Raw genomic sequence first — 22806 nt, 5'->3', positions numbered from 1 at the left:
GGTCGCCCACCGACCATAGCGCGCCAGCCTGCCGCGGGCAATCGCCTACACTGGCGTTTTGCATCAGGAATTAACATGGACAACCAGGAAGTCCTCGTCGCCTTCGCCCAGGCCATCCAAGAACTGGCCGCCAAGACCGCCGCCGCCGAATCCGCCCTGCACTGCCTCATCGAGGCGCAGGATGCGCAGGCACGCGCCCGCTTCGGCGCCGCCTTCGAAAACATCGCCGCCGGGCTGGTCCAGCCGCGGGCCGACCGCCCCTTGACCGGACATGCGCTTGCCCAGCTGACCCTGGCCGTCAATGCCTACCTGGAGGCGGCCGGCCGGCCGCCGCTGCAAGCGCCGGCCGCCTGACGCGCCGCGCACCTTGTGCTTTCCCGGACTGCCGCGAGACGGCGTTTCGCGGTAGGATCGCACAAGCCGGCCGCGCCGACGGCGCGGCCTGCCCGGGTCTTTCCGAGTGCGGCACTTCAGGGGACGACATGAGCAAGGCCAACGTACTGCGACTGTTGCATCTTTCCGATACCGATCCCGCCGTGGCGGCTCGCCTGCGGCCCCTGGAACGCTGGAGCGTCGCGGCCGCCGCCGAGACACTTGCCGCCCTCTCGCACGAGTTCGGCCTGCCTTTCACCGCCGAACAGGCGCGCGCGGCGCTGGCCAGCCGCGAAGGCCTGCCTTTGTACACGGCCGATACCGGCCGCGGCACCAACCGCGACCCGGGCTAGCGTCCTCCCCGGTCAGGCAGCCGCCGCAAACGCCGGGTCAAAGCTCACCTCCCCTGCCGGGATGGGGCCGTCCAGGCCATGCACCAGCACATACATGGGCGGCACGCCGGCCACATGCAACTGCGGCATGGCCGTGAATCCGAAACGGGCGTAATAGGCCGGGTCGCCCACCAGCACGCAACCCGCCGCGCCGCGCTCGCGCAAGGTGGCCAGCGCGCGCACCATGAGCTGGGTGCCGATCCCCTGGCGCTGGCGCGCCGGCAATACCGAAATCGGGCCCAACCCAAACCAGCCGGGCGTGCCATCGCCGATACGCACCGGCGACAGCGCCACATGCCCGACCAGCTGCGCGCCGTCCTGGGCGACCAGCGATACCGTCAGCCGCCCCGTGCGCCGCAAGGCCCGCAGAATGAGATGTTCGGTATGAGAGGTATGCGGCGCCTGCTTGAAGGCCGCCAGCGTCAGCGCCTCGATAGCCGGTGCATCGGTCGGAATTTCCGTTCGAAATATCAGCGTCATGGCATCGTCTCCCCGCGTCGCCCCTGCATGGCCGCGTCTGGAGCATAGTCGCACAAAGCCCATTGCCACGCACTCGGGCGCTGGAGTATTAATAGCGGCACAAGAACCAGAGAGGGCACCATGGCGCAACAGGCACGCATCCATATCAATCGTCCCGTCTTCTTCACCTCCGGCGCCTTCATTCTTGCCCTGGTGCTGTTCGCCGTGCTGGCGCCGGCGCGCGCCCAGCGCCTGTTCGGGGCGCTCCAGGACTGGATCTTCTCCAATGCCAGCTGGTTCTACATGCTGGCGGTGGCCACCATCCTGGTGACCATGGTGCTGGTGGCCTTCAGCCGCTACGGCGACATCAAGCTGGGCCCCGACCACAGCCAGCCGGACTACCGCGACCCCACCTGGTACGCCATGCTGTTTGCCGCCGGCATGGGCATAGGCCTGATGTTCTTCGGCGTGGCCGAGCCGGTGATGCACTTCCTGGATCCGCCGCTGGGCCAGGGCGGCACGCCCGAAGCCGCGCGCGAGGCCCTGAGCATCACGTTCTTTCATTGGGGCCTGCACGGCTGGGCGGTCTATGCGGCCGTGGCGCTGATCCTGGCGTACTTCTCCTTCCGCCACGGCCTGCCGCTTACGCTGCGCTCGGCGCTCTACCCCCTCCTGGGCGAACGCATCTACGGCCCCATCGGCAACGCGGTGGACATCTTCGCCATCATCGGCACGGTCCTGGGCGTGGCCACTTCGCTGGGCCTGGGCGTGGCCCAGATGAATGCCGGGCTGAACTATCTCTTCGACATCCCCATCAGCATCCCGGTGCAGATCGTGCTCATCGTCATCGCCTGCGGCCTGGCCACGCTGTCGGCCGCCAGCGGCCTGGACAAGGGCGTGCGCTACCTGTCGGAAGCCAATATGGTCCTGGCGGTGCTGCTACTGCTTTTCGTGCTGTTCACCGGGCCTACCGTCTTTCTGCTGCAAGCCTTTGTCGAAAACGTCGGCGTCTATCTTTCCGGCATCGTAGCGCGCACCTTCAACCTCTATGCATACGAACAGACGGATTGGATAGGCGGCTGGACGTTGTTCTATTGGGGCTGGTGGATCGCCTGGTCTCCTTTCGTGGGCGTGTTCATCGCACGCATTTCTCGCGGACGCAGCATCCGCCAGTTCCTGGGCGGCATGCTGTTGGTACCCACGGGTTTCACTTTTTTCTGGATGACCGTCTTCGGCGATACCGCCATCTACCACATCCTCACCGGCGGCATGGCTGATTTCGGCCAGGCCATACGCGCCGACAGCACCCTGGCGCTGTTCGTCTTCCTGGAACAATTCCCCTGGACCGCCGTGGTGTCCTTCTTCTGCGTGGTCATGGTGCTGATCTTCTTCGTCACCTCGGCCGACACGGGCGCGCTGGTGGTCGACATGCTGGCCTCGGGCGTGGACGACGCACCGGTCTGGCAGCGCGTCTTCTGGTCGGTGCTGATGGGCGCGCTGGCCATCGCGCTGTTGCTGGCCGACGGCCTGAAAGCGCTGCAGACCGCCACGGTCGCCAGCGCCCTGCCCTTTTCCATCGTCATCCTGATCTCGATCTATGGCCTGCTCAAGGCGCTCAAGCTCGACAGCGCCAAACGCAGGCTGCGCTACCGTCGCACCAGCCGCGGACCGGTGCGGCCGCAATCCGAGACCTGGCAGCGCCGCTTGCGCAACATGGTCATGATGCCGCGCCGCGCCCATGTGCAACGTTTCATCGCCGACGTGGCCCGCCCGGCCATGGAAGACGTGGCGGAAGAACTGGCCAAGGAAGGCTATGCCAGCCAGGTCGAGGACGGCGAGGACGGCCGGGTCGCGCTGCGGATCGCCCACCACGGCCAGTACCTGGACTTCACCTACGCCGTCATCCCCATGGCCGAAATACGGCCCAGCCTCACGCCAGAAGAGGCCCGCGACGAAGAAGAGCGCCGCTACTTCCGCGCCGAGGTCCATCTGGGCGAAGGCGGCCAGGACTACGACATCATGGGCTGGAGCCGGGCCGAGGTCATCGGCGACATCCTGGACCAATACGAACGCCACCGCCACTACCTGCATGTCGTAAGCTAGCAAGGCCGCCGCGGGCTTGCCCGAGCGGCCCGCGCCACACCGCAGGCCAAGGACCGATGCGGCCGCGTTCAGCGCGCGTCCGGCGGCAACAGGCGCATGCCGGTGCGCCGCACGAACTCCGCGTAGCTGATCGGCGCCTGCGCCCGCGTATCGGGGCTGTTGGCCTGCCAATGCACCCAGGCGCGATGCGTGGTCGCGTCATAGACCACCTTGAACAGCGTCTCGGGCACCGCCACGCCATTGCCGATCCGTTTGGGGTGCGCGGCGTAGACCGGGCCGGTATACACGTAGACGTCGCCGGCCGCGCGCAAGACATATTTGCGCGTGTCCTGCTCGATCCGGCTCCAGGGGCCGGCATTATGCTTCTGGTCCTGGGGCACCATATTGGCCAGCGAAAAACTCTGCGCCATGCCCTCCCGCGTCGCCATATCGCCGGCCGGCGCCATGTGGCCGCGCGAATATCCCGAGCCCCGATAATCGTCCAGCTCGGCCCGCTCGGCGCGCGGCAGACGCGCCTCGGCGTAGAACTTGTCCGTGCGCGGCATGCCCTGGGCCTGGCTGATATGGGCCCGGTTCAAGCGTTCAGCCACCAACACGGGCGTCTTTGTCTGCCCGTTATGCAAAACGGCGAAGGAAGAAAAACACAGCTCGCGCAATCCTGGGCTGAAAGGCACCGCGGGCAACTGCCCGGCCGGGAAAAACTGCGGGCATTGCGCAAACTGCGTCTGGACCACATTCCCGGAAGGCACCACGGCGGGCGCCACCTGTGTCTGCGCAGGCCATCCCAGGCGCGCCAGGATATCGGCGGGCGAAATCGAAAACTTCGGGCCCAAGGCATATGTGGCCGCGCCGAAAGTGGCAATCGACGAAACGACCAGGGCCCGGAAAAACCGGCTGGAACGATTGGCGGATCGGGAGACTGAAGGGCGTCGCTTTGTTGTGGATACTGCTTTTCTCTTGCGCGTCATACTGCTTCTGGCGGACCTGCCGGTATTTGGAAACTGCCGGTGCCGCGATTGTAGAGGAGCGCATCATGATTCACGCCCGGGCGGCGGCGGGCGCGAGGGGAAAATCCGGACCCCGGCCTCGTGCAGAAACACAAAGGCCTGGACCGGCTTTACCGGCCCAGGCCTGCAGCAAACGGGCGCGCTCAGCAATTACCTTTCTTCGCCTGCCCGGGAGGACAGAAGCCGCCGCCGCCACCACCGCGATACGGATCCACTACGACCGCGCCGCCATCCGGTGTATAGACCGCGCAGCCGGCCAATACGGACGCCATCAGGGCAAGACCCAACAAGATTTTCATAAGTGTTCCGGCAAATGAGCAAGGTGGCGCCAGTGTAGTGACCAACGCTGCAACAAGGTTCAAATTGCCGTTACCGAATCCGGCATCGACGGCGGGCCGCCCGCGGTTCGTCGCCCAAGCCCTGGCTGAAATGACGAAAGCCGCTAGCGATTGCTCGCTAACGGCTTTCTTTTTTGGTCGGGACGGCGGGATTCGAACTCGCGACCCCTTGCACCCCATGCAAGTGCGCTACCAGGCTGCGCTACGCCCCGAAAGAGAACGAAACTATAGCAGAAAAAAATTAAGCGTGCACGGATCGAACCCGTTTTTTGTCGTTGCACAGGATTTTTTTTTGCGGCTTTGCTCAAGGAAGAAGCAAAGCCGCGCGCCTGCCGCGCCAAAATGCTCAAGCCTTGCGCAAAGCCGCTGATTTCAAGGCCCATCGCGGACCTGCTGCTCACTTCGGACTCCGGCACCGTAGCCCGCCGCGCATCCTTCTTGGCGCAAGCGCCAGAACGATGGCGGGTATCCGATGATTCGTTGATAAAATCCGCGCGCTTGTTCCGATTCGGGACCGCGTCCATGCACGTCCCCAAACCGTGGTCTTGCCATGAGGAGCATTGGAAGGTGGGAGATACGCAAACCGGACGCGGCCGCGCCCATGTCCTGGCCGTGCTGGCGGCGCTGGCAACGGTATTGGCGCTGCAGGCGGCCCTGCCCGGACACGATGCTCCGCGACAAGCGACGATGTCCGGCCATATGGGCAACCTCGGCGCGGACTACGAAACCCAGCAAGCCGGGGCCCAACGCCTGGGACAAGCGCTCGAGCGCGGCGAGGCGGTCGTGGTTCTCGGCTCTTCCGAGCTGACCAGCGCCGATCTGCGCTTTATTCCGTACAAGTTTCTCAGCGATGAGCTGGCCATGCCTGTGCTGGCCTACGGCCATGCCTATTTCCAGTCGCTGGGGATGTATTTCCTGCTGGCCTCGCAGGAAGAAAAGCTATCGCCGCAATCGCGCCTGGTCATCATGGTGTCACCAGGCTGGTTCGACTCGCGGGGCCTGAACCGCGAGGCCTTCAAGGAGCATGTGCTGCCTTTGCTGCCGCGGCTGCTCGGCCACGACGAGGCGCGCCACGCCTTGCTGCAATGGTGGAACCGGCGGGGCAATGCCGAGGTGGCGCGCGCGGCGCTGGCCGAGCTGGGCTTCAAGCTGCGCGGGCAGGCCGAGCAGACATTGCGTCTTTGGCGACAGCCCGCGATGGCCAGCGCCGAGCCGGCGGCGCCTATCCCTTGGCGCCGCCCGACGGCCGATTGGACGCGCTTGCGCACCGAGGCGGCGGCCCAGGAAACCACCTTCATGGCGAGCAATCCCTATGGGGTCCGCCAGGATTATCTGGACAAATACCTGGGCAATCTGACGCCGGACCGTCTGCTGGCCTTTTCGGACAACTTCGAACCGGCCACGGAACTGGCGGATCTGGAACGCTTGATGGCTTTGCTCGCGCGCCACCAGGCAAAAGTCCTGTTTGTCCTGCAGCCCTTCAATCCGCTGGTCTACCGCGACCTGGACCGTTTCGAAGCCACGCGGCTGCGGATCTCCGTGCTCTGCAAGCAGTATGCGCTGGCCTGCATGGATATGTATGGTGTCCAGCCCTATGCCTTGGGCACGCTGCGCGACAGCCAGCATCTGGGCGAACTGGGCTGGCTTGATGTCAGCCGCAAGATCGTGGAGGTGGTTGGAGAATGAAGCGTTTCCTGCGCCTGTATCTGCTTTATCTGGGGCTTGCCCTGACGATACTGCTGCTTTGCGACACGTCGGCCAATCTGGGCCGGCCGATCACGGTCGAGTTCCAGTATCAGCAGTTCTAGCCGTCCGCGAACAAAAAACCCCGCGCGGGCGCGGGGTCGTCAGTCCGGCAAGCTTCTTCAGGCGGCGGGCCGTTGTCCCAAGGCCTGGTTGAGGCTGGCGGAAATATCGTTGAGTTCGTTGCGCAGCGACTGCAGCTCGGCGGCGGACAGCCGCACCGCGGCTTCGGCGCTGTCATGCGGCGTATCGCGCGTATCGCCCAGGCGGTTGCGGGCGCCGCTGATCGTAAAGCCCTGCTCATAGAGCAGGGAGCGGATACGGCGGATGAGCAAGACTTCGTGGTGCTGGTAATAGCGGCGGTTGCCGCGCCGCTTTACCGGCTTGAGCTGCGTGAATTCCTGCTCCCAGTACCGCAAGACATGAGGCTTGACGCCACACAGGTCGCTGACCTCACCGATGGTGAAGTAGCGCTTGGCGGGGATGGGCGGTAGCGTGACAGTGGATTCAGGTTTCGTCATGGATGAATTTTATGCCGCGTTACGTCGAAGGCCGTTAACAATTGCCGACAAAGCGTATCACTCCGCCGGGTCGTCGTCAGAAGCGTCCGTGGAGCCACCGCTTTGCTCCACAATGCTTTTCAATTTCTGGCTGGCATGAAAAGTCACCACGCGCCGCGCGGCGATGGGGATGGTTTCACCGGTCTTGGGGTTGCGCCCCGGGCGGGGCGGCTTGTCGCGGACCTGGAAATTGCCGAAGCCCGACAGTTTGACCGAGTCACCGCGCGCCAGCGCTTCACGGATTTCTTCGAAGAAGGTGTCCACGATGTCCTTGGCCTCGCGCTTGTTCAGGCCGACCCGCTCGAATAGCAGTTCGGCCAGCTCGGCCTTGGTGAGCGTACGCGGCTCGGCAAGCATAGCGTTCCCCATGATCAAACCCGTTGACGTGCGCTGTGCGCGCTGACCAGGGCATCCTTGATGCGATTGATGCAATCAGCGACCCGCGCCTCATCCAATGTAACCGCAGTGTCCTGGAGCCAGAAGCGGAACGCAAGGCTTTTCTCGCCGGCGGCCTCGGCCTTCCGGGGCTGTTCGCGCCAGACATCAAAGAGCTGGACGTCCTGCACCACAGCCAGTTGCGGATCGGTCTCGACCAGGCCGGCCACGGTATCCAGCATAGCCTGCACCGGGACGGACTCGTCAACCCACAGGGCCAGATCGCGCTGCACAATGGGCTGGCGCGACAGCTCGCGCACGACCGGCAGTTCACCCTGGGACAGCGCCTGGACGTCGAGTTCGAAGACCACGGGCGCATGGGCCAGATCGGCCTGGCGCGCCCATTGCGGATGCAGCTCGCCTATCCAGCCCACGCCCTGGCCGGCCAGCTCGATGCGGGCGGAGCGCCCCGGGTGCAGGGCCGGATGGCGGGCCGCCACGAAACGCAGCTCGCGGGCACGCTTGCCGAACAAGGCCTCGACGTCCATCTTGACGTCATAGAAATCCACCTGGCGCAGCGCCTCGCCCCACTGCTCGTCACTGGCGGGGCCCCAGGCCGCGCCGGCCAGCTTCAGCGGCTGGCGCACACCCGCGACATCGAGCGGTCCATCCGCCATCCGGGCATCGCGCTGGAAGACGCGGCCCAGTTCAAACAGGCGCACGCGCGACTGCTTGCGGTTGGCGTTGTAGCGCACGATGGCCACCAGGCCGGCGATCAGGCTGGAACGCATGACCGACAGGTGGCTGGCGATGGGATTGAGCAGGCGCACCGGGTCGTCGTTGCCGGCGTAGTCGCGCTCCCACTCGGCTTGCACGAAGCTGTAGTTGACCACTTCTTGGTAGTCGCGCGCGGCGATGGCGCGGCGCAGGGCATGCTGGCCGCGGCGCGCCTCGGGGTGGGCATGCATCTTGGCGCGCGCCACCGGCGGCACGCTGGGGATGCGCTCGAAACCGTGGATGCGGGCGACTTCCTCGATGAGGTCTTCCTCGATCTCAAGGTCGAAACGGTACGACGGCGGCGTGACACTGAAGGTCTCGCCGTCGGTCGTGAACGCCAGCCCCAGGCGGGTGAAGATCTGCGCGACCTCGTCGTGCGGGACGGGCACGCCCAGCACGCGGTGGCAGCGCGCCAGGCGCATGCGCACGGGTTCGCGCTTGGGCAGGTTGATGATCTGGTCATCGACCGGCCCCGCCTGGCCGCCGCAGATATCCAGGATCAGGGCGGTGATAAGCTCCATGTGCTCCGGGATGCTGCCATAGTCCACGCCACGCTCGAAGCGGTGGCTGGCCTCGGAGCTGAACTTGTAGCGCCGGGCGCGGCCGGCGATGGCGCCGGGCCACCAGAACGCGGCTTCCAGGTAGATATTGCGGGTCTCCAGCGTGACCGACGTGGCTTCGCCGCCCATGATGCCGGCCATGCTTTCGACAACCGGGCCGGCGGTGATGACGCCGACCTTTTCGTCCAGGTCGACATGCGTGCCGCTGAGCAGCTCCAGGCGCTCTCCCTTGCGGGCCCAGCGCACGGTCAGGTCGCCCTGGATCTTGTCCAGGTCGAAGACATGCGACGGACGGCCGACTTCGAGCATCACGTAGTTGGAGATATCGACCAGGGCCGAGACCGAGCGCTGGCCCGCGCGTTCCAGGCGGGTCTTCATCCAGTCGGGCGTGGCGGCGCGCGCATTGACGCCCCGGATCACCCGGCCGGCGAAGCGGCCGCAGAGGTCGGGTGCCTCGACGCGCACCGGCAGACGATCCTCGATGCCGACCGGCACGGGCCGGGCCTGGGGCGCGGACAGCGGCGCGCCGGTCAAGGCGGCGACTTCGCGCGCCACGCCGAGGATGGACAGGCAATCGGCGCGGTTGGGCGTGAGCTTCAGGACAAAGAGGGTGTCATCCAGATCCAGGGCCTGGCGGATGTCAGTGCCCGGCTTGAGATCGCCGGACAGCTCCAGCAAACCGCCGTGGTCCTGGGACAGGCCCAGCTCGCGGGCCGAGCACAGCATGCCCGAGGACGTCACGCCGCGCATCTTGGCCACGCCGATCTTCATGCCGCCGGGCAGTTCGGCGCCCACGCGGGCCAGCGGAACCACCAGGCCGGCCGCCGCATTGGGCGCGCCGCAGACGATTTGCAGCAGCTCGCCACTGCCATCGTCCACCTTGCACACCCGCAGCTTGTCAGCGTCCGGGTGCGGCGCGATTTCAGCGATGCGGGCCACGACCACGCCGCTGAAGGCGGGCGCGGCGGATTGGGTTTCTTCGACTTCCAGCCCAGCCATGGTGAGCTGATGCGCGAGTTCTTCGGTGCCGATGGCCGGATTGACCAGCGTGCGCAGCCAGGATTCGGAAAATTGCATGATCAGCCGTATTTATTCGTTGAACTGGCGCAGGAAGCGCAAATCGCCTTCGTAGAACTGGCGCAGGTCGTTCACGCCATAGCGCAGCATGGTCAGGCGCTCCAGGCCCGAACCGAAGGCAAAGCCGATGTAGCGCTCCGGATCGAGGCCGAAGTTGCGCACCACCTGCGGGTGCACCTGGCCCGAGCCGGAGATTTCCAGCCAACGGCCACGATTGGGGCCGGAGGTGAACATCATGTCAATTTCGGCCGAGGGTTCCGTGAAGGGAAAGAACGACGGGCGGAAACGCACGACCAGGTCATCGCTCTCGAAGAAGCAGCGCAGGAAGTCGGTATAGACGCCCTTGAGGTCGGCGAAGGAAATGTCTTCGGCGATCCACAGACCCTCGACCTGGTGGAACATGGGAGAGTGGGTGGCGTCACTGTCCACGCGATAGGTGCGCCCCGGGGCGATCACCTTGATGGGCGGCTTGTGCATGCGCGCATAGCGCACCTGCATGGGGCTGGTGTGCGTGCGCAGCAGCAGCGGCAGGCCTTCGGCGTCGTGCATGTCGACGTAGAAGGTGTCCTGCATGGACCGCGCCGGATGGTCCAGCGGATTGTTCAGCGCGGTGAAATTAGTCCAGTCGTTTTCGACTTCGGGGCCGTCGGCCACATCGAAGCCGATGGAACGGAAGATGGCCTCCACACGTTCCCAGGTACGGATCACCGGATGGATGCCGCCTGCGGCGCGGCCACGGCCGGGCAGCGTGACATCGATGGTTTCCGAGGCGAGGCGGGCGTCCAGCTCGGCCTGCGCCAGTTCGGCGCGCCGGGCATTGAGCAGTTCCTCGACCTTTTGCTTGGCCTGATTGATACGGGCTCCGGCCTCGCGCTTGGCGGCAGGATCGAGTTGCGCCAGCGCCTTGAGCAGCACGGTCAGCGCGCCCTCTTTGCCCAGGAAGCGGGCCTTGGCGTTTTCCAGCGCGGCCGCGTCTGTGGCGGCGGCGAATCGTTCTTGCGCCTGGGAAACCAGGTCGTCAACCGGTAGAGTCATGAGAATTAGCCTTCAAAACGCAAACGGGGCCCATCGAGCCCCGTTTGCAGCGATCCGCGATGAATGAACGCGATCAGGCAGCCAACGCAGCCTTGGCTTGTTGCACGATGGCGGCAAAGCCGGCCTTGTCGCGCACGGCCAGATCGGCCAGCACCTTGCGGTCGAGTTCGATCGCAGCCTTCTTCAGGCCGGCGATGAACACGCTGTAGCTCAGGCCCTGCTCACGCACGGCGGCGTTGATACGGGTGATCCACAGGGCGCGGAAGGTACGCTTCTTGTTGCGGCGGTCGCGGTAGGCGTACTGGCCGGCACGCATGACCGCTTGCTTGGCAATGCGGAATACGTTGCCACGGCGGCCACGGTAACCCTTGGCGGCGGCAATGACTTTCTTGTGACGGGCACGGGCGGTAACGCCACGTTTAACGCGAGGCATAGTAGATCTCCCTTATCAAGCGAACGGCATCATCGCCTTGACGGAGGCGATGTTGGTTTCATGGACCGCAGCCGAACCGCGCAGTTGGCGCTTGTTCTTGGTGGTCTTCTTGGTCAGGATGTGACGCTTGAACGCCTGACCACGCTTGATGGAGCCGCTGCCGCGGACCTGAAAGCGCTTGGCGGCGCTTTTCTTGGTCTTCATCTTGGGCATGATGATTCCTAAAACAGTTTGTTGATGTACATGGCAACAGGTGATCGAGCCGCCCAAGAGGATCCGGCCCAACACTTGATAAACCCGCGCCACTTCTCTTCTTTTCCGGATTGCCTCCCTGGCTGGCCAGGTCGGCTGCGTGCGCAGCCTCTAAAGCCACGACTAAAGCCACGACTAAAGCCCCACGCCTAAACTGAAAGCGGTAAGCCAAATGCCGGAAAGCCTTTGATTATATGGCGATTTCCATGGCTTTGTCGAGCCGCCCGCCTAAATCCCTCAAGAAGACCGCCGCAACCGTCCCGGATTTACCCGCCGGGCTTGCCCGCGTCGCGGAAACGCAGCGCCTCGGCCAGTTGCGGCCTCCCGACCCGGGCCTCGCCGGCCAGGTCAGCCACGCTGCGGGCCACCCGCAGCACCCGGTGGCTGGCCCGGGCCGAACCGCCCAGTCGCCGCATCGCCTGCACGAACCAGGCCCGCGTCGGATGATCCAGGGACACATGCCGGGCCAGCGCCTCCCCTTCGAGATGGGCGTTCAGGCGCCCCTGGCGCTGCCATTGCCGCTGGCGGCAGGCGCGCACCCGCTCGCGCACCACGCTGGAGGCCTCGCCTGGCGGCCCGGCCAGGCAATCCGGGTCGACCGGCGGCAGCCAGAGATGCAGGTCTATGCGGTCGCGCAGCGGCCCCCCGATGCGGTCGGCATAGCGGGCCACCTGGTCCGGCGTGCAGCGGCAAGGCCGCGTGGGGTGGCCGCGCCAACCGCAGGGGCAGGGATTCATGGCGGCGATCAACTGGAACCGCGCCGGAAAGCGCAGGCGCCCCGCAGCCCGCGACAAGCTCACTTCGCCGGTTTCCATGGGCTCGCGCAGCGCCTGCAAAGCGCGGCGCTCGAATTCGGGCAGCTCGTCGAGGAAGAGCACGCCCTGGTGCGCCAGGGAGATCTCCCCGGGCCGCGGCGGCGTCCCGCCCCCGACCAGGGCCGCGGCGGTGGCACCATGATGGGGCGCGCGAAACGGCGGCAGCCCGAAGGGCGGATCCGCGCTGGCGGCCAGGCGGGCGATGGCAGCCGCCTCCAGGGCCGCCGCGTCATCCAGGACGGGCAGCAGGCCCGGCAGCCGCTGGGCAAGCATGCTCTTGCCGGCGCCGGGCGGCCCGCTCATGAGCAGGCTGTGCCCGCCGGCGGCCGCGATTTCGAGCGCGCGCCGCGCCCCCGCCTGCCCGCGCACATCGGACAGACAGGGTCCCGGCACGACGGACGGCCGGGGTGGCGCCTGCGCGGCGGGCAAGTCGGCCTGCCCGGCCAGATGCGCCGCCACCTCGGCCAGGCAGCGCGCCGACAGGACCCGCAGGCCCGGCACCCGCGCGGCCTGGGCGGCGCTGGCCTCGGGCAGGATGAGCGCGCTCACGCCGGCGTCGCGCGCCACGCCCAAAGCCAGGGCCAGCGGGTCGGCCACCGGCACCAGCGCCCCGGACAGCGACAGCTCGCCGGCCAGCACCAGGCTGTCCGCCGGCGCCGCGGCCACGACCTGGCCGGAAGCCATCAGGATGCACAGCGCGATGGGGAGGTCGAAGCGCGACGACGCCTTGGGCAGATCGCCCGGCGAAAGATTGATGGTCACGCGGCCGACGGGGAAATCGAAACCGCTGTTGACGATGGCCGCCCTCACCCGCTCGCGGCTCTCGCGCACTTCGAGGTCAGGCAGGCCGACAATGCAGAAAACGGGCAGGCCGGGGCCCAGATGGGCCTCGACACGCACGGCGGGGGTTTGCAAGCCGGCCAGGGCGCGGCTGCTCAGCATGGCAAGCGTCATGGGGCATGGCGAAGGCAAAAAGCCAGTATCCCCTGCCCCGCGCCCGCGCCAGGGGCCGGCGGGATGCCGCCGCCCCTTGGGGCTGACCGAGGGTCAGTCGCGTGGCGAGTCGTTGACCAGCGCGTTGACCCGAGCCTCGAGCTGCTGCACCTGGGCCGAAAGCTGGTCGATGCGCGTGCGCGCGCGGGCCAACAGGTCCGTCTGCACGTCGAACTCTTCGCGGGTGATGAGATCCAGGCGCGCGAAGCCCTGGGTGAGCATCGCGCGCACATTGCGCTCCACATCGGCCGCGGGGCTGCGGGCGATGAGATCCGATACGTTCTTCTGCAGGTCTTCCATCCATTGGGTGCGATTCATGATGCCCTCGCTTGAAACAGTCATACCAGGAGTGTAAGACGTCCGGGCGAAAAAAAAGCGGCCCGGAGACGGTGCCGCTTTTCAAAGCACAGGAGAAAAACAGAATCGCCGGGAAGCGATCCGGGGCCAGCCGCCCTAGACTGGCCCACGTGCGGTGTGAAAACCGATTGCCGCGGCTTGCACACCGAGGCAGGCCGTTGCAGAGCCTGCACTGATTTGATTCTTCATGAGCCGCCGCCGCGTAACAAGCCGCCAGCTGTAATCCGGCGTTTCAATCATGACAAAGCATGCCCGGCCCGCACGCCGGCAACCGGCCGGCCGCCATCGGCGCTCGGCCCGCAAGCGCCGGGTTTGACGGCCTCTGCCGGCCACGGGCGCCGACAACCCGGCCCCGTTTTGCCGGAAACAAGCGGTACACCCACAGCAATTTGCAACACTTTTGGCGCCGCTCAAACAAACCGTTGCATGCCTGCCGCAACATTCGAACTGCGCAAGAAATGCGCACTGTTTTGAGGCCGCGTGCCCGGCTTTTTGCCCCAGTTTGGGGCATGTGCGCACCCCCGGTGCCTGCCCTTGCCCGCCCCGCGGGCAAAAAAAGATGGCATGGAATTTGCTTGATTGGCGATGCCCACGTGCAACCATGAGAGGAAAAAGCCATGAAACTTGTCATCGCCATCATCAAGCCATTCAAGCTGGACGAAGTGCGGGTGGCGCTGTCCGGCATCGGCGTCCAGGGTCTGACGGTCACTGAAGTCAAAGGCTTCGGACGCCAGAAAGGCCACACCGAGCTCTACCGCGGCGCCGAATATGCGGTCGACTTCCTGCCCAAGCTGCGGGTCGAGGCGGCCGTTCCGGACCACCTCGTCGACCAGGTCATCGAAGCCATCGAACAGGCAGCCCGCACCGGCAAGATCGGTGACGGAAAGATCTTCACCGCGCCGCTGGAGCAGGTCATCCGCATCCGCACGGGCGAATCGGGCGAGGCTGCCCTCTAAGCAAGCACGCAAGAACAAAAAATCAAGACCCTATTGGAGCCATGAAAAATGGATAAAGCGGATATCTCCTGGTTGCTGGTATCGACCCTGCTCGTGCTCATGATGGCCGTGCCGGGCCTGGCCCTGTTCTACGGCGGCCTGGTGCGCAGCAAGAACGTGCTGTCGGTCCTCATGCAAGTGCTTTGCACGTTTGTGCTGGCCTTGGTGCTGTGGTTTGTCTACGGCTACTCGCTGGCCTTCACCGAAGGCAATGCCTTCTTTGGCGGTCTGTCGCGGACCTTTTTCTCGGGCATGTTCAGCGCCGTCGATGGCAAATACGCCATGTCGGCCACGCTGACCGAACTGCTGTTCGCTTCGTTCCAGGCGACTTTCGCGGGCATCACCTGCGCGCTGATCGTGGGCAGCTTTGCCGAACGCGCGCGCTTTTCCGCCGTGCTGCTGTTTACGGTGATCTGGTTCACCTTCGCCTACGTGCCCATCGCCCACATGGTGTGGTTCGCCTCCGAAACGGCGCCGGGCCTGCTCAATGCCCGCGGCGCGCTGGACTTCGCGGGCGGCACCGTGGTGCATATCAACGCCGGCGTGGCCGGCCTGGTGGGCGCCTATGTGATCGGCAAGCGCGTGGGCTACGGCCGCGAAGCAATGCAGCCGCACAACCTGCCCATGACCTATATCGGCGCCATGCTGCTGTGGGTGGGCTGGTTCGGCTTTAACGCCGGCTCCGCCCTGGCCGCCAACGAAGGCGCCACCCTGGCCTTCTTCAACACCATGATCGCCACCGCCGCCGCCGTGCTGGCCTGGATCTTCACGGAGTGGTCCATCAAGGGCAAGCCCTCCATGCTGGGCGCGGCCTCGGGCGCGGTGGCCGGCCTGGTCGGCATCACCCCGGCCGCCGGCCTGGTCGGTCCCGTGGGCGCCTTCATCATCGGCGTGGCCGCCGGCGTGATCTGCGTCTGGGGGGTCAATGGCCTGAAGCGGCTCTTGCGCGCCGACGATGCGCTGGACGTGTTCGGCGTGCACGGCGTGGGCGGCATCATCGGCGCCCTGCTGACCGGTGTGTTCAACGCCAAGGCGTTGGGCGGCCCGGGCCTGGACAGCGCCGGCATGATCCTGGGCCAGGTCTGGGTGCAGCTCGAAGGCGTGCTGCTGACCATCGTATGGTCGGGCGTGGTGGCCTGGGTGGCCTACAAGATCGCCGACATGGTCTGCGGCCTGCGCGTGCCGGAGGACCAGGAGCGCGAAGGGCTGGATGTCACCAGCCACGGCGAATCGGCCTATCACAGCTGATTCGCGCGCAAGGCCGGGCCCTGCCCGGCCCCTGCGAAAAAAGGCGGCGCCCGCGGGCGCCGCCTTTTTTCTTGCCGCCCCGGGTGCCTAGGGCTTGGCGGGCAGGCTGGCGTCGATCAACCGCTGGGCGGCGGCCACCAGGCTGCGGGCCGGACCGTCCGGGCTGGAAAACAGCTGGCCGGTCACGAAGGCGCCTTCCATCAGCAACATCAGCGCATCGCCCAGTTCTTGCGGGTCGCGCGCGCCCATGCCGCGCGCCATGTCCTGCAGGCGCCGATGCAACACACGCTTGTGGTCCACCGCCACGCGCCGGGCCGGATGCCCGTCCTCCGGATACTCGATCACCGCATTGCTCAGGCCACAGCCGCGATAGTCGGACAACTGGGTGGCGCGCTGGGAAAGGACATCGAAATACATCATCAGCTGCGCGCGGGGATCCTCGGGGTGCTCGGCCATGCCGGCCTCGAAGCGCTTCCAGAACTCGGCCTCGTAGTCGCGCAGATACGTCGCCGCCAACTCGTCCTTGGACGAAAACGCGCGATAAAGAGACGGTTTGGTGACGCCGGCCTCGTGCACGATGGCGTCCACGCCGACCGCGCGTATGCCCTCGCGGTAGAACAGCCTGCGCGCCGTTTCGCGGATGCGCTCGGCGGCCGATTTGCCCTTGGGCGCCGGTGAGGTCAGAGTGGTCATGCGTCCTCCGTCATCAAAAAGACTTGACGATGTTACTGACCGGTACGTACTATGCACAAACCCCATACGTACCGGTGAGTAACATGAGTATAGCCCGCCTTCCCCGCCCCTTCCAGCGTCTTGGCCAGCACTACGCCTTCGTGGTCGTGGCCGTGATTTTCTTTGCCCTTCTGGTTTCCGCCGGCCTGCGCTCGACGCCCGGCGTGCTGCTGACGCCGCTGCAGGAAGACTTCGGCTGGAGCCGCGCGACCATCTCCGCGGCCGCCGCCCTGGGCATCTTTCTGTATGGCCTGGTCGGCCCCTTCGCCGCCGCCGCCATGGAGCGTTTCGGCCTGCGCCGCGTGCTGATCACGGCCCTGGTGGTGATGTCGGCCTCCAGCGCGGCCAGCGCCTTCATGACCGAATCCTGGCATCTGCTGCTGACCTGGGGGCTGTTCTCCGGACTGGCCAGCGGCGCCGTGGCCGTCGTGCTGGGCGCGACCGTGGTCAACCGCTGGTTCGTCACCCGCCGCGGGCTCATGATGGGCTTGCTCACCGCCAGCACGGCCACCGGCAACCTGCTCTTTCTGCCGGTGCTGGCCGCCCTGGCGGCTTCGGGCGACTGGACGCGCGTGGTCTGGGCAGTGGCCGCCGGCGCCGCCGTGATCGTGCCCTTTGCCTGGTGGCTGGTGCCCGACCGGCCGGCCAGTGTGGGCCTGCGCCCTTATGGCGCCGATCCGCATGCGCCGCCGCCTTCGGCCGCCCCGCGCACCGGCCTGCTCGCCCAGACCTTCGGCGCCCTGAACCGCGCCCGCCGCACGCGCGCCTTCTGGTATTTGTTCGCCACCTTCTTTGTCTGCGGCTTCACCACCAATGGCCTGGTGGGCACCCACCTCATCTCGCTTTGCGGCGACCATGGCATCGCCGAAGTGCAGGCGGCCGGCCTGCTGGCGCTCATGGGCGTCTTCGACCTGGTGGGCACCACGGCCTCGGGCTGGCTGACCGACCGCTATGATCCGCGCAAGCTGTTGTTCGTGTACTACGCGCTGCGCGGGCTGTCCCTGATGTATCTGCCCTACTCCGACTTCTCGTTCTACAGCCTGTCAATCTTCGCGATTTTCTTTGGCCTGGACTGGATCGCCACCGTGCCGCCCACGCTGCGCCTGGCCACCGAGGCCTTCGGCGAGCGCGACGCGCCCGTGGTCTTCGGCTGGATCGTGGCCGGACACCAGGTCGGCGCGGCCGCCGCGGCCTGGATGGGCGGCGCCGTGCGCGAAATGTCGGGCAGCTATCTGATGGCCTTCGTGCTGGCAGGCTCGACCGGCCTGGTGGCCGCGGTGATCGCCCTGCGCATCAACCGCAAGCCGGCCGCGCCGCAGCTGCGGCAAGCCGGGGCCTAAGCCTCGATCTCGCCCAGGTAGGCGGCGCGCACCTTGGGATCGTCCAGCATGCCGCGCGCCGGCCCGGTCAGCGTGATCTCGCCCGACTCCATCACATAGCCGCGGTCGGCATGTTCCAGGGCCAGGCGGGCGTTCTGTTCGATGAGCAATATGGTCACGCCTTCGGCGGCGATGCCACGCACGACCTCGAAGACCTTGTCCACCATGAGTGGCGCCAGGCCCATCGAGGGCTCATCCAGCAGCAGCAGCTTGGGGCGCGCGATCATGGCGCGGCCCATGGCCACCATTTGCTGCTCGCCGCCGGACAGCGTGCCGGCGGCCTGGCGGCGGCGTTCGGCCAGGCGGGGAAAAAGCGTGAACACCCGCTCGGTGTCTTCGCGGATGGCGGCCGCGTCGCGACGGACATAGGCGCCCATGGCGAGGTTTTCCTCGATGGTGAGCTGGCCGAAGATGCCGCGCCCCTCGGGCACCATCACCAGGCCGCGGCGCACCAGCTCGAAAGAACGCGCCCCCGAGATGGACTGGCCGTCATAGTGGATCTCGCCCCCGGCGGCCGGCACCAGGCCGCAGATGGCGCGCAGCGTGGAGCTTTTGCCCGCGCCGTTGGCGCCGATCAGGCAAACCAGCTCGCCGGCCTCGACCCTGAGATCGACCCCGCGCACGGCTCGGATGCCGCCATAAGCCACTTCCAGGCCACGTAGTTCAAGCAAGGCCTGCGTCATGAGGGCTGCTCCGTCGAAAGATGCAACAAGGGATCCTGGGCCGCGCCCGCGCCCAGATAGGCTTCGATGACCTTGGGATCGCGCTGGACGTCGGCGGGTCGGCCCATGGACAGCACCTTGCCGTATTCCAGCACGAGCACGCGGTCGCACAGGCCCATGACCAGCTTCATGTCGTGCTCGATCAGGAGCACGGTAATGCCATCGGCACGGATTTTCTCGATCAATTGGCGCAGGACCACGGTCTCCGAGGCGTTCATGCCCGCGGCCGGCTCGTCCAGGGCCAGCAGCTTGGGATCGGTCGCCAGGGCCCGGGCGATTTCCAGGCGGCGCTGGTCCCCATAGGGCAGGGAACGCGCCAGGTCATTGGCGCGATGCCCGATGCCGACATAGTCGAGCAGCTCATGCGCCCGGCGCTCGATGGCCGCTTCTTCGGCGCGCTGGGCGCGAGTGCGCAGCACGGCCCCCAGGACACCGGCGCGCGTGCGGGCATGCCGCCCTATCATCACATTCTCGATGGCGCTCAGATTGGCGAACAGGCGGATATTCTGGAAGGTCCGCGCCAGGCCGGCCTGGGACACCTCATGCGGCTTGCTGCCGACGATGGACAGGCCGTTGAATTCGCAGCGCCCCTCTTCGGGGATGTAGAGGCCCGTCAGCACATTGAACAGCGTCGTCTTGCCCGCGCCATTGGGGCCGATCAGCCCATAGATCTCGCCGGCTTCGATATCGAAACTGACGTCGGTCAGCGCGCGCAGGCCGCCGAAGCGCTTGCCCAGGCCCTGGGCTTGCAGCAGTTTGCTCATGCCGCCCCTCCCTGGCGATTGCCCGCCAGTTCGCGCCGGCGCACCGCGGACGGCCACAGGCCCGCCGGCCGGAACAGCATGACGCAGACCATGGCCAGCCCGAAGAGCAGCATGCGTATGCCCTCGGGATCCAGCACCACGGCGCCGAAGAGGAAATGCTGCGCCGGCTCGACCACGGCGCGCAGGAATTCGGGCAGCGCCGCCAGGATGATGGCGCCCAGGATGACGCCGGGGATGTTGCCCATGCCGCCCAGCACCACCATGCACAGGATGGAGATGGATTCCGTCAGGCTGAAGCTTTCGGGGCTGACGAATCCCTGCATGGAGGCAAAGAGCGCGCCCGCCACGCCGCCGAACGATGCGCCCATGGCGAAGGCCAGCAGCTTGATATTGCGCGTGTTGATGCCCATGGCCTTGGCCGCGACCTCGTCCTCCCGTATGGCCTCCCAGGCGCGCCCGATGCGCGAGTTCTGCAGCCGCGCGCAGACCAGCATGATGAGCAGGGTCAGCAGGACCAGCAGGTAGTAATACTTCTCGGGCCCGGTGACGCGCAATCCCAGCAGGGTTTCGGTGCGGCCGAAGTTGAAGTCGCCGATCTTGAAGGGATCGATCCGGTTGATGCCCTGCGGACCGTTGGTGATGTTGACCGGCGCGTTCAGGTTGTTCAGGAAGATGCGGATGATCTCCCCAAAGCCCAGGGTCACGATGGCGAGATAGTCGCCGCGCAGCTTCAGGGTGGGCGCGCCCAGCAGCACGCCGAAGATGCAGGCCAGCACCAGCGCGATGGGCAAGATGGCCCAGAACGGCAGGTGCAGGCCGAAGTGCGGCGAAGCCAGCAAGGCCCAGGTATAGGCGCCTACGGCATAGAAAGCGATATAGCCCAGGTCCAGCAGGCCGGCAAAGCCCACCACGATGTTCAGGCCCAGGGCCAGCATCACGTAGAGCAGCGCGAAATTGAGGATGCGCACCCAGCTCTGGCCGGCCATGCCCAGCACAAAGGGCAACACGGCCAGCACCACGCCGATCAGCACGATGCCCAGGAGAGTGGCAAGGGGAATCTTTCTGGCCGTCATGCGCGGTCTCCCACACGTTCGCCCAGAAGACCCGAGGGACGGAAAATCAGCACCAGCACCAGCACGATGAAAGCAAAGACGTCCTGGTAATGGCTGCCCAGGAAGCCGCCGGTCAGGTCGCCGATATAGCCCGAGCCCAAGGCCTCGATCACGCCCAGCAGCAAGCCGCCCGCCATGGCGCCGACCAGATTGCCAATGCCGCCCAGCACGGCGGCGGTGAAGGCCTTGAGCCCCAGCATGAAGCCCATGGTGTATTGCGAGACGCCATAGTAGGTCGTGACCATCATGCCGGCCACGGCGGCCAGCGCCGAGCCGATCAGGAAGGCCGCCGAGATCACCGTATTGATGTTCACGCCCATCAGGCCGGCCACTTCGCGGTTCTGGGCCGTGGCGCGCATGGCCGTGCCCAGCCGCGTCTTGTGCACCACGAGCAGCAGCGCGCCCATGATGGCCGCGGCGATGACGACGATGGCGATCTGCAGCGTGCTCAGGCGCGCGCCGAAGACATCCATCACCTTGGGCGAGAGGATCTGCGGAAAATTGAGGTAGTTGCGCCCCCAGACCATCATCGCCAGGTTCTGCAGGATGATGGACACGCCGATGGCGGTGATCAGGGCGGCCAGGCGCGGCGCGCGGCGCAGCGGCCGGTAGGCCACGCGCTCGGCGGTCCAGCCCACGGCCATGCACAAGGGCACGGCCGCCAGCAGGCCTACGCCCAGCACGACGAAAGCCGAGGTATTGGCGTCGGCGCCGATCAGGGAGGCGGCGATCATGGTCGCCGTCATCGCGCCGATCATGACCACATCGCCATGGGCGAAGTTGATCAGGCCGATGATGCCGTAGACCATGGTGTAGCCCAGGGCGACCAGCGCGTACACGCTGCCCAGCGTCAGGCCGTTGATGAGTTGCTGAATGAAGATATCCATACGGGCTGCGGTAAAGAGCCGGAAAAGACCGTCGCGGCGTGGACGGATGCACCCCGGGGCGCCCCAGGGCGCCCGGCGGCGGCGGCGCGCCGCCGGGCCAGGCTTATTGCGCCTGGCTGACCATGGTCTCGACCATTTCCCACTTACCATTCTTGACCTGGTAAATGGTGACCGAGATTTCCTTCAGATCGCCCTTGTCGTCGTAGGCGATGTGTTCGCTGGTGGCGCCCTTGCGGTTGAGCTTGGCCAGCTGGGGCAGATATTTCTCGGGCTTGGCCGAGCCGGCTTTCTCGATGGCGGTGATCATGTTCCAGGCGCCGTCGTAGGCATAGGGCGCATAGACGCCCGGGGCCTTTTTGAAGCGGGCCTGGTAGCGCTGCTCAAAATCCTTGCCCGCGCTCATCTTGTCCAGCGGCACGCCGGCCAGCGACGCATAGGTGCCGTCGGCGGCGTCTCCGGCGAGCTTGATGAAGGTGTCGCTGCGGGTCATTTCCCCGGAAACCAGCGGCGCCTTCAGGCCCAGCGTCGCCATCTGGCGCTTCATGGGGCCGGACTGCGCGTCCAGGCCGCCGTAGAAGATGGCGTCCGGCGCCACGCCCTTGATATTGGTCAGGATGGACGTGAAATCGTTGGCCTTGTCCGTGGTGTACTCGCGGCGCACGATCTGGCCGCCGGCCGCCTTGACCGCCTTCTCGACCTCGTCGGCCAGGCCCTGGCCGTAGGCGGTGCGGTCGTCGATGAGGGCGATCTTCTTGGCGTTGAGCTTCTCGACCATGAACTTGCCCACCGCCCCGCCCTGCTGGGTGTCACTGGTCATCATGCGGAAGGTCGTCTCATAGCCCTGCTTGGTGTACTCGGGCGAGGTGGCCATGGCAATCTGCGGCAGGCCGGCGTCGTGGTAGACGCGCGAGGCCGGGATGGTGGTGCCCGAGTTGAAATGGCCCAGGATGCCGTTGACATCCTGGTCCACCAGTTGCTGCGCCACCTGGACGGCCACGCGGGCATCGGCCTGGTCGTCACGCGAAACCAGCACGAACTTGGCCGGTTTGCCGTCGACCTGGATGCCTTTCTGGTTGGCTTCCTCGAGGGCCAGCGTCAGGCCGTTCTGCATGTCCTCGCCGTAGTGCGACTGCGGTCCGGTCAGGGGCGCGGCGAAACCGAACTTGATGTCGGCGGCCTGGGCCATGCTGGTAAGGCAGGCGGCGGCGATACCCGCGGCCAGCAGCTTGATAGGGGTGCGCAACGTCATGGTTTCCTCCCGTGATGACGTACTGGGTCTGGCTTGTTATACCCGCGCTTGTGGCGAAGGTGCCGGTTTT

The 22806-nt window shown here is 66.2% G+C and carries 25 protein-coding genes and 1 tRNA gene; 8 read left to right on the top strand and 18 right to left on the bottom strand.

The window, feature by feature from the left end; translation table 11 throughout:
• The first annotated feature begins 75 nt into the window (after positions 1 to 75).
• On the top strand, positions 76 to 354 hold the full coding sequence (locus AXA74_RS02350) for a hypothetical protein (protein WP_029579567.1): 279 nt from the start codon (positions 76 to 78) through the stop codon (positions 352 to 354).
• Between the two features lie 128 nt (positions 355 to 482).
• Positions 483 to 725, top strand: coding sequence for a hypothetical protein (locus AXA74_RS02345; protein ID WP_029579568.1), 243 nt, complete (start codon positions 483 to 485; stop codon positions 723 to 725).
• A 12-nt stretch (positions 726 to 737) separates the two neighbouring features.
• Here AXA74_RS02345 and AXA74_RS02340 read toward each other — a convergent pair whose 3' ends face one another.
• The gene (locus AXA74_RS02340) at positions 738 to 1244 is read right to left on the bottom strand and encodes a GNAT family N-acetyltransferase (protein ID WP_029579569.1); all 507 of its coding nucleotides are present in this window, start codon (positions 1242 to 1244) and stop codon (positions 738 to 740) included.
• Positions 1245 to 1364: 120 nt separating this feature from the next.
• Here AXA74_RS02340 and AXA74_RS02335 point away from each other — a divergent pair, with 120 nt between their 5' ends.
• Positions 1365 to 3326: a BCCT family transporter gene (locus tag AXA74_RS02335; RefSeq protein ID WP_032979592.1), complete on the top strand. Its 1962-nt coding sequence runs from the start codon at positions 1365 to 1367 to the stop codon at positions 3324 to 3326.
• 68 nt (positions 3327 to 3394) lie between these two features.
• Here the strand turns inward: AXA74_RS02335 and AXA74_RS02330 are convergent, their stop codons facing one another.
• The 3 genes from AXA74_RS02330 to AXA74_RS02325 form a co-directional block, all read right to left on the bottom strand.
• Complete coding sequence (locus AXA74_RS02330) at positions 3395 to 4294, bottom strand: DNA/RNA non-specific endonuclease (protein WP_164725170.1); 900 nt, start codon at positions 4292 to 4294, stop codon at positions 3395 to 3397.
• Positions 4295 to 4476: 182 nt separating this feature from the next.
• Positions 4477 to 4632 (bottom strand): hypothetical protein, encoded by a 156-nt coding sequence (locus AXA74_RS24445; protein ID WP_095075187.1) that lies wholly within the window; start codon positions 4630 to 4632, stop codon positions 4477 to 4479.
• Between the two features lie 174 nt (positions 4633 to 4806).
• A tRNA-Pro gene (locus tag AXA74_RS02325) sits at positions 4807 to 4883 on the bottom strand.
• Between the two features lie 355 nt (positions 4884 to 5238).
• Here AXA74_RS02325 and AXA74_RS02320 point away from each other — a divergent pair.
• Both AXA74_RS02320 and AXA74_RS24760 read left to right on the top strand, forming a co-directional pair.
• Positions 5239 to 6357 (top strand): D-alanyl-lipoteichoic acid biosynthesis protein DltD, encoded by a 1119-nt coding sequence (locus AXA74_RS02320; RefSeq protein ID WP_051593857.1) that lies wholly within the window; start codon positions 5239 to 5241, stop codon positions 6355 to 6357.
• Positions 6354 to 6479, top strand: coding sequence for a hypothetical protein (locus AXA74_RS24760; RefSeq protein ID WP_257784713.1), 126 nt, complete (start codon positions 6354 to 6356; stop codon positions 6477 to 6479). Before AXA74_RS02320 ends, AXA74_RS24760 begins: the two co-directional genes overlap by 4 nt.
• Before the next feature lie 57 nt (positions 6480 to 6536).
• On the opposite strand, the gene AXA74_RS02315 is transcribed toward AXA74_RS24760, so the two are convergent.
• The 8 genes from AXA74_RS02315 to AXA74_RS02280 all read right to left on the bottom strand — a co-directional run bounded on the left by AXA74_RS02315 (position 6537) and on the right by AXA74_RS02280 (position 13609).
• On the bottom strand, positions 6537 to 6935 hold the full coding sequence (locus tag AXA74_RS02315) for a MerR family transcriptional regulator (RefSeq protein ID WP_029579573.1): 399 nt from the start codon (positions 6933 to 6935) through the stop codon (positions 6537 to 6539).
• A 57-nt stretch (positions 6936 to 6992) separates the two neighbouring features.
• The gene (locus tag AXA74_RS02310; protein ID WP_029579574.1) at positions 6993 to 7343 is read right to left on the bottom strand and encodes an integration host factor subunit alpha; all 351 of its coding nucleotides are present in this window, start codon (positions 7341 to 7343) and stop codon (positions 6993 to 6995) included.
• A gap of 2 nt (positions 7344 to 7345) precedes the next feature.
• Complete coding sequence (pheT, locus tag AXA74_RS02305) at positions 7346 to 9763, bottom strand: phenylalanine--tRNA ligase subunit beta (RefSeq protein ID WP_032979591.1); 2418 nt, start codon at positions 9761 to 9763, stop codon at positions 7346 to 7348.
• Positions 9764 to 9775: 12 nt separating this feature from the next.
• Complete coding sequence (gene pheS / locus AXA74_RS02300) at positions 9776 to 10798, bottom strand: phenylalanine--tRNA ligase subunit alpha (RefSeq protein WP_029579576.1); 1023 nt, start codon at positions 10796 to 10798, stop codon at positions 9776 to 9778.
• A 73-nt stretch (positions 10799 to 10871) separates the two neighbouring features.
• Complete coding sequence (rplT, locus tag AXA74_RS02295; protein WP_012417735.1) at positions 10872 to 11231, bottom strand: 50S ribosomal protein L20; 360 nt, start codon at positions 11229 to 11231, stop codon at positions 10872 to 10874.
• A gap of 15 nt (positions 11232 to 11246) precedes the next feature.
• Positions 11247 to 11444, bottom strand: a complete 198-nt coding sequence (gene rpmI, locus AXA74_RS02290) for a 50S ribosomal protein L35 (protein WP_005012868.1) — start codon at positions 11442 to 11444, stop codon at positions 11247 to 11249.
• Positions 11445 to 11749: 305 nt separating this feature from the next.
• Positions 11750 to 13252, bottom strand: a complete 1503-nt coding sequence (locus tag AXA74_RS02285; protein WP_032970138.1) for a YifB family Mg chelatase-like AAA ATPase — start codon at positions 13250 to 13252, stop codon at positions 11750 to 11752.
• A 93-nt stretch (positions 13253 to 13345) separates the two neighbouring features.
• Entirely contained in the window at positions 13346 to 13609 is a 264-nt protein-coding gene (locus AXA74_RS02280) for an accessory factor UbiK family protein (RefSeq protein ID WP_029579578.1), read from the bottom strand.
• A gap of 656 nt (positions 13610 to 14265) precedes the next feature.
• Between AXA74_RS02280 and AXA74_RS02275 the strand changes: the two genes are divergently transcribed.
• Together AXA74_RS02275 and amt are read left to right on the top strand one after the other, a co-directional pair.
• On the top strand, positions 14266 to 14604 hold the full coding sequence (locus tag AXA74_RS02275; RefSeq protein ID WP_029579579.1) for a P-II family nitrogen regulator: 339 nt from the start codon (positions 14266 to 14268) through the stop codon (positions 14602 to 14604).
• Between the two features lie 48 nt (positions 14605 to 14652).
• Positions 14653 to 15891, top strand: a complete 1239-nt coding sequence (gene amt, locus AXA74_RS02270) for an ammonium transporter (protein WP_029579580.1) — start codon at positions 14653 to 14655, stop codon at positions 15889 to 15891.
• Between the two features lie 87 nt (positions 15892 to 15978).
• On the opposite strand, the gene AXA74_RS02265 is transcribed toward amt, so the two are convergent.
• Entirely contained in the window at positions 15979 to 16584 is a 606-nt protein-coding gene (locus tag AXA74_RS02265; RefSeq protein ID WP_029579581.1) for a TetR/AcrR family transcriptional regulator, read from the bottom strand.
• A gap of 83 nt (positions 16585 to 16667) precedes the next feature.
• On the opposite strand from AXA74_RS02265, the gene AXA74_RS02260 reads away from it, so the two are divergent.
• On the top strand, positions 16668 to 17963 hold the full coding sequence (locus AXA74_RS02260) for an MFS transporter (RefSeq protein ID WP_029579582.1): 1296 nt from the start codon (positions 16668 to 16670) through the stop codon (positions 17961 to 17963).
• Here AXA74_RS02260 and AXA74_RS02255 read toward each other — a convergent pair.
• The 5 genes from AXA74_RS02255 to AXA74_RS02235 form a co-directional block, all read right to left on the bottom strand.
• Positions 17960 to 18685, bottom strand: a complete 726-nt coding sequence (locus tag AXA74_RS02255) for an ABC transporter ATP-binding protein (RefSeq protein ID WP_029579583.1) — start codon at positions 18683 to 18685, stop codon at positions 17960 to 17962. The two genes, AXA74_RS02260 and AXA74_RS02255, sit on opposite strands and share 4 nt — an antisense overlap.
• Positions 18682 to 19488 (bottom strand): ABC transporter ATP-binding protein, encoded by an 807-nt coding sequence (locus AXA74_RS02250; protein ID WP_029579584.1) that lies wholly within the window; start codon positions 19486 to 19488, stop codon positions 18682 to 18684. Before AXA74_RS02250 ends, AXA74_RS02255 begins: the two co-directional genes overlap by 4 nt.
• The gene (locus AXA74_RS02245) at positions 19485 to 20561 is read right to left on the bottom strand and encodes an ABC transporter permease subunit (protein ID WP_032979590.1); all 1077 of its coding nucleotides are present in this window, start codon (positions 20559 to 20561) and stop codon (positions 19485 to 19487) included. Before AXA74_RS02245 ends, AXA74_RS02250 begins: the two co-directional genes overlap by 4 nt.
• Positions 20558 to 21409: a branched-chain amino acid ABC transporter permease gene (locus tag AXA74_RS02240; RefSeq protein ID WP_370736782.1), complete on the bottom strand. Its 852-nt coding sequence runs from the start codon at positions 21407 to 21409 to the stop codon at positions 20558 to 20560. Before AXA74_RS02240 ends, AXA74_RS02245 begins: the two co-directional genes overlap by 4 nt.
• A 181-nt stretch (positions 21410 to 21590) precedes the next feature.
• Entirely contained in the window at positions 21591 to 22736 is a 1146-nt protein-coding gene (locus AXA74_RS02235) for a branched-chain amino acid ABC transporter substrate-binding protein (protein ID WP_029579587.1), read from the bottom strand.
• Positions 22737 to 22806 lie beyond the last annotated feature (70 nt).

It is taken from the genome of Bordetella hinzii LMG 13501 (genome assembly GCF_001548475.1).
In the GTDB taxonomy this organism is placed as follows: Bacteria; Pseudomonadota; Gammaproteobacteria; order Burkholderiales; family Burkholderiaceae_B; genus Bordetella; species Bordetella hinzii.
This window is presented reverse-complemented; position numbering and strand designations above follow the sequence as displayed.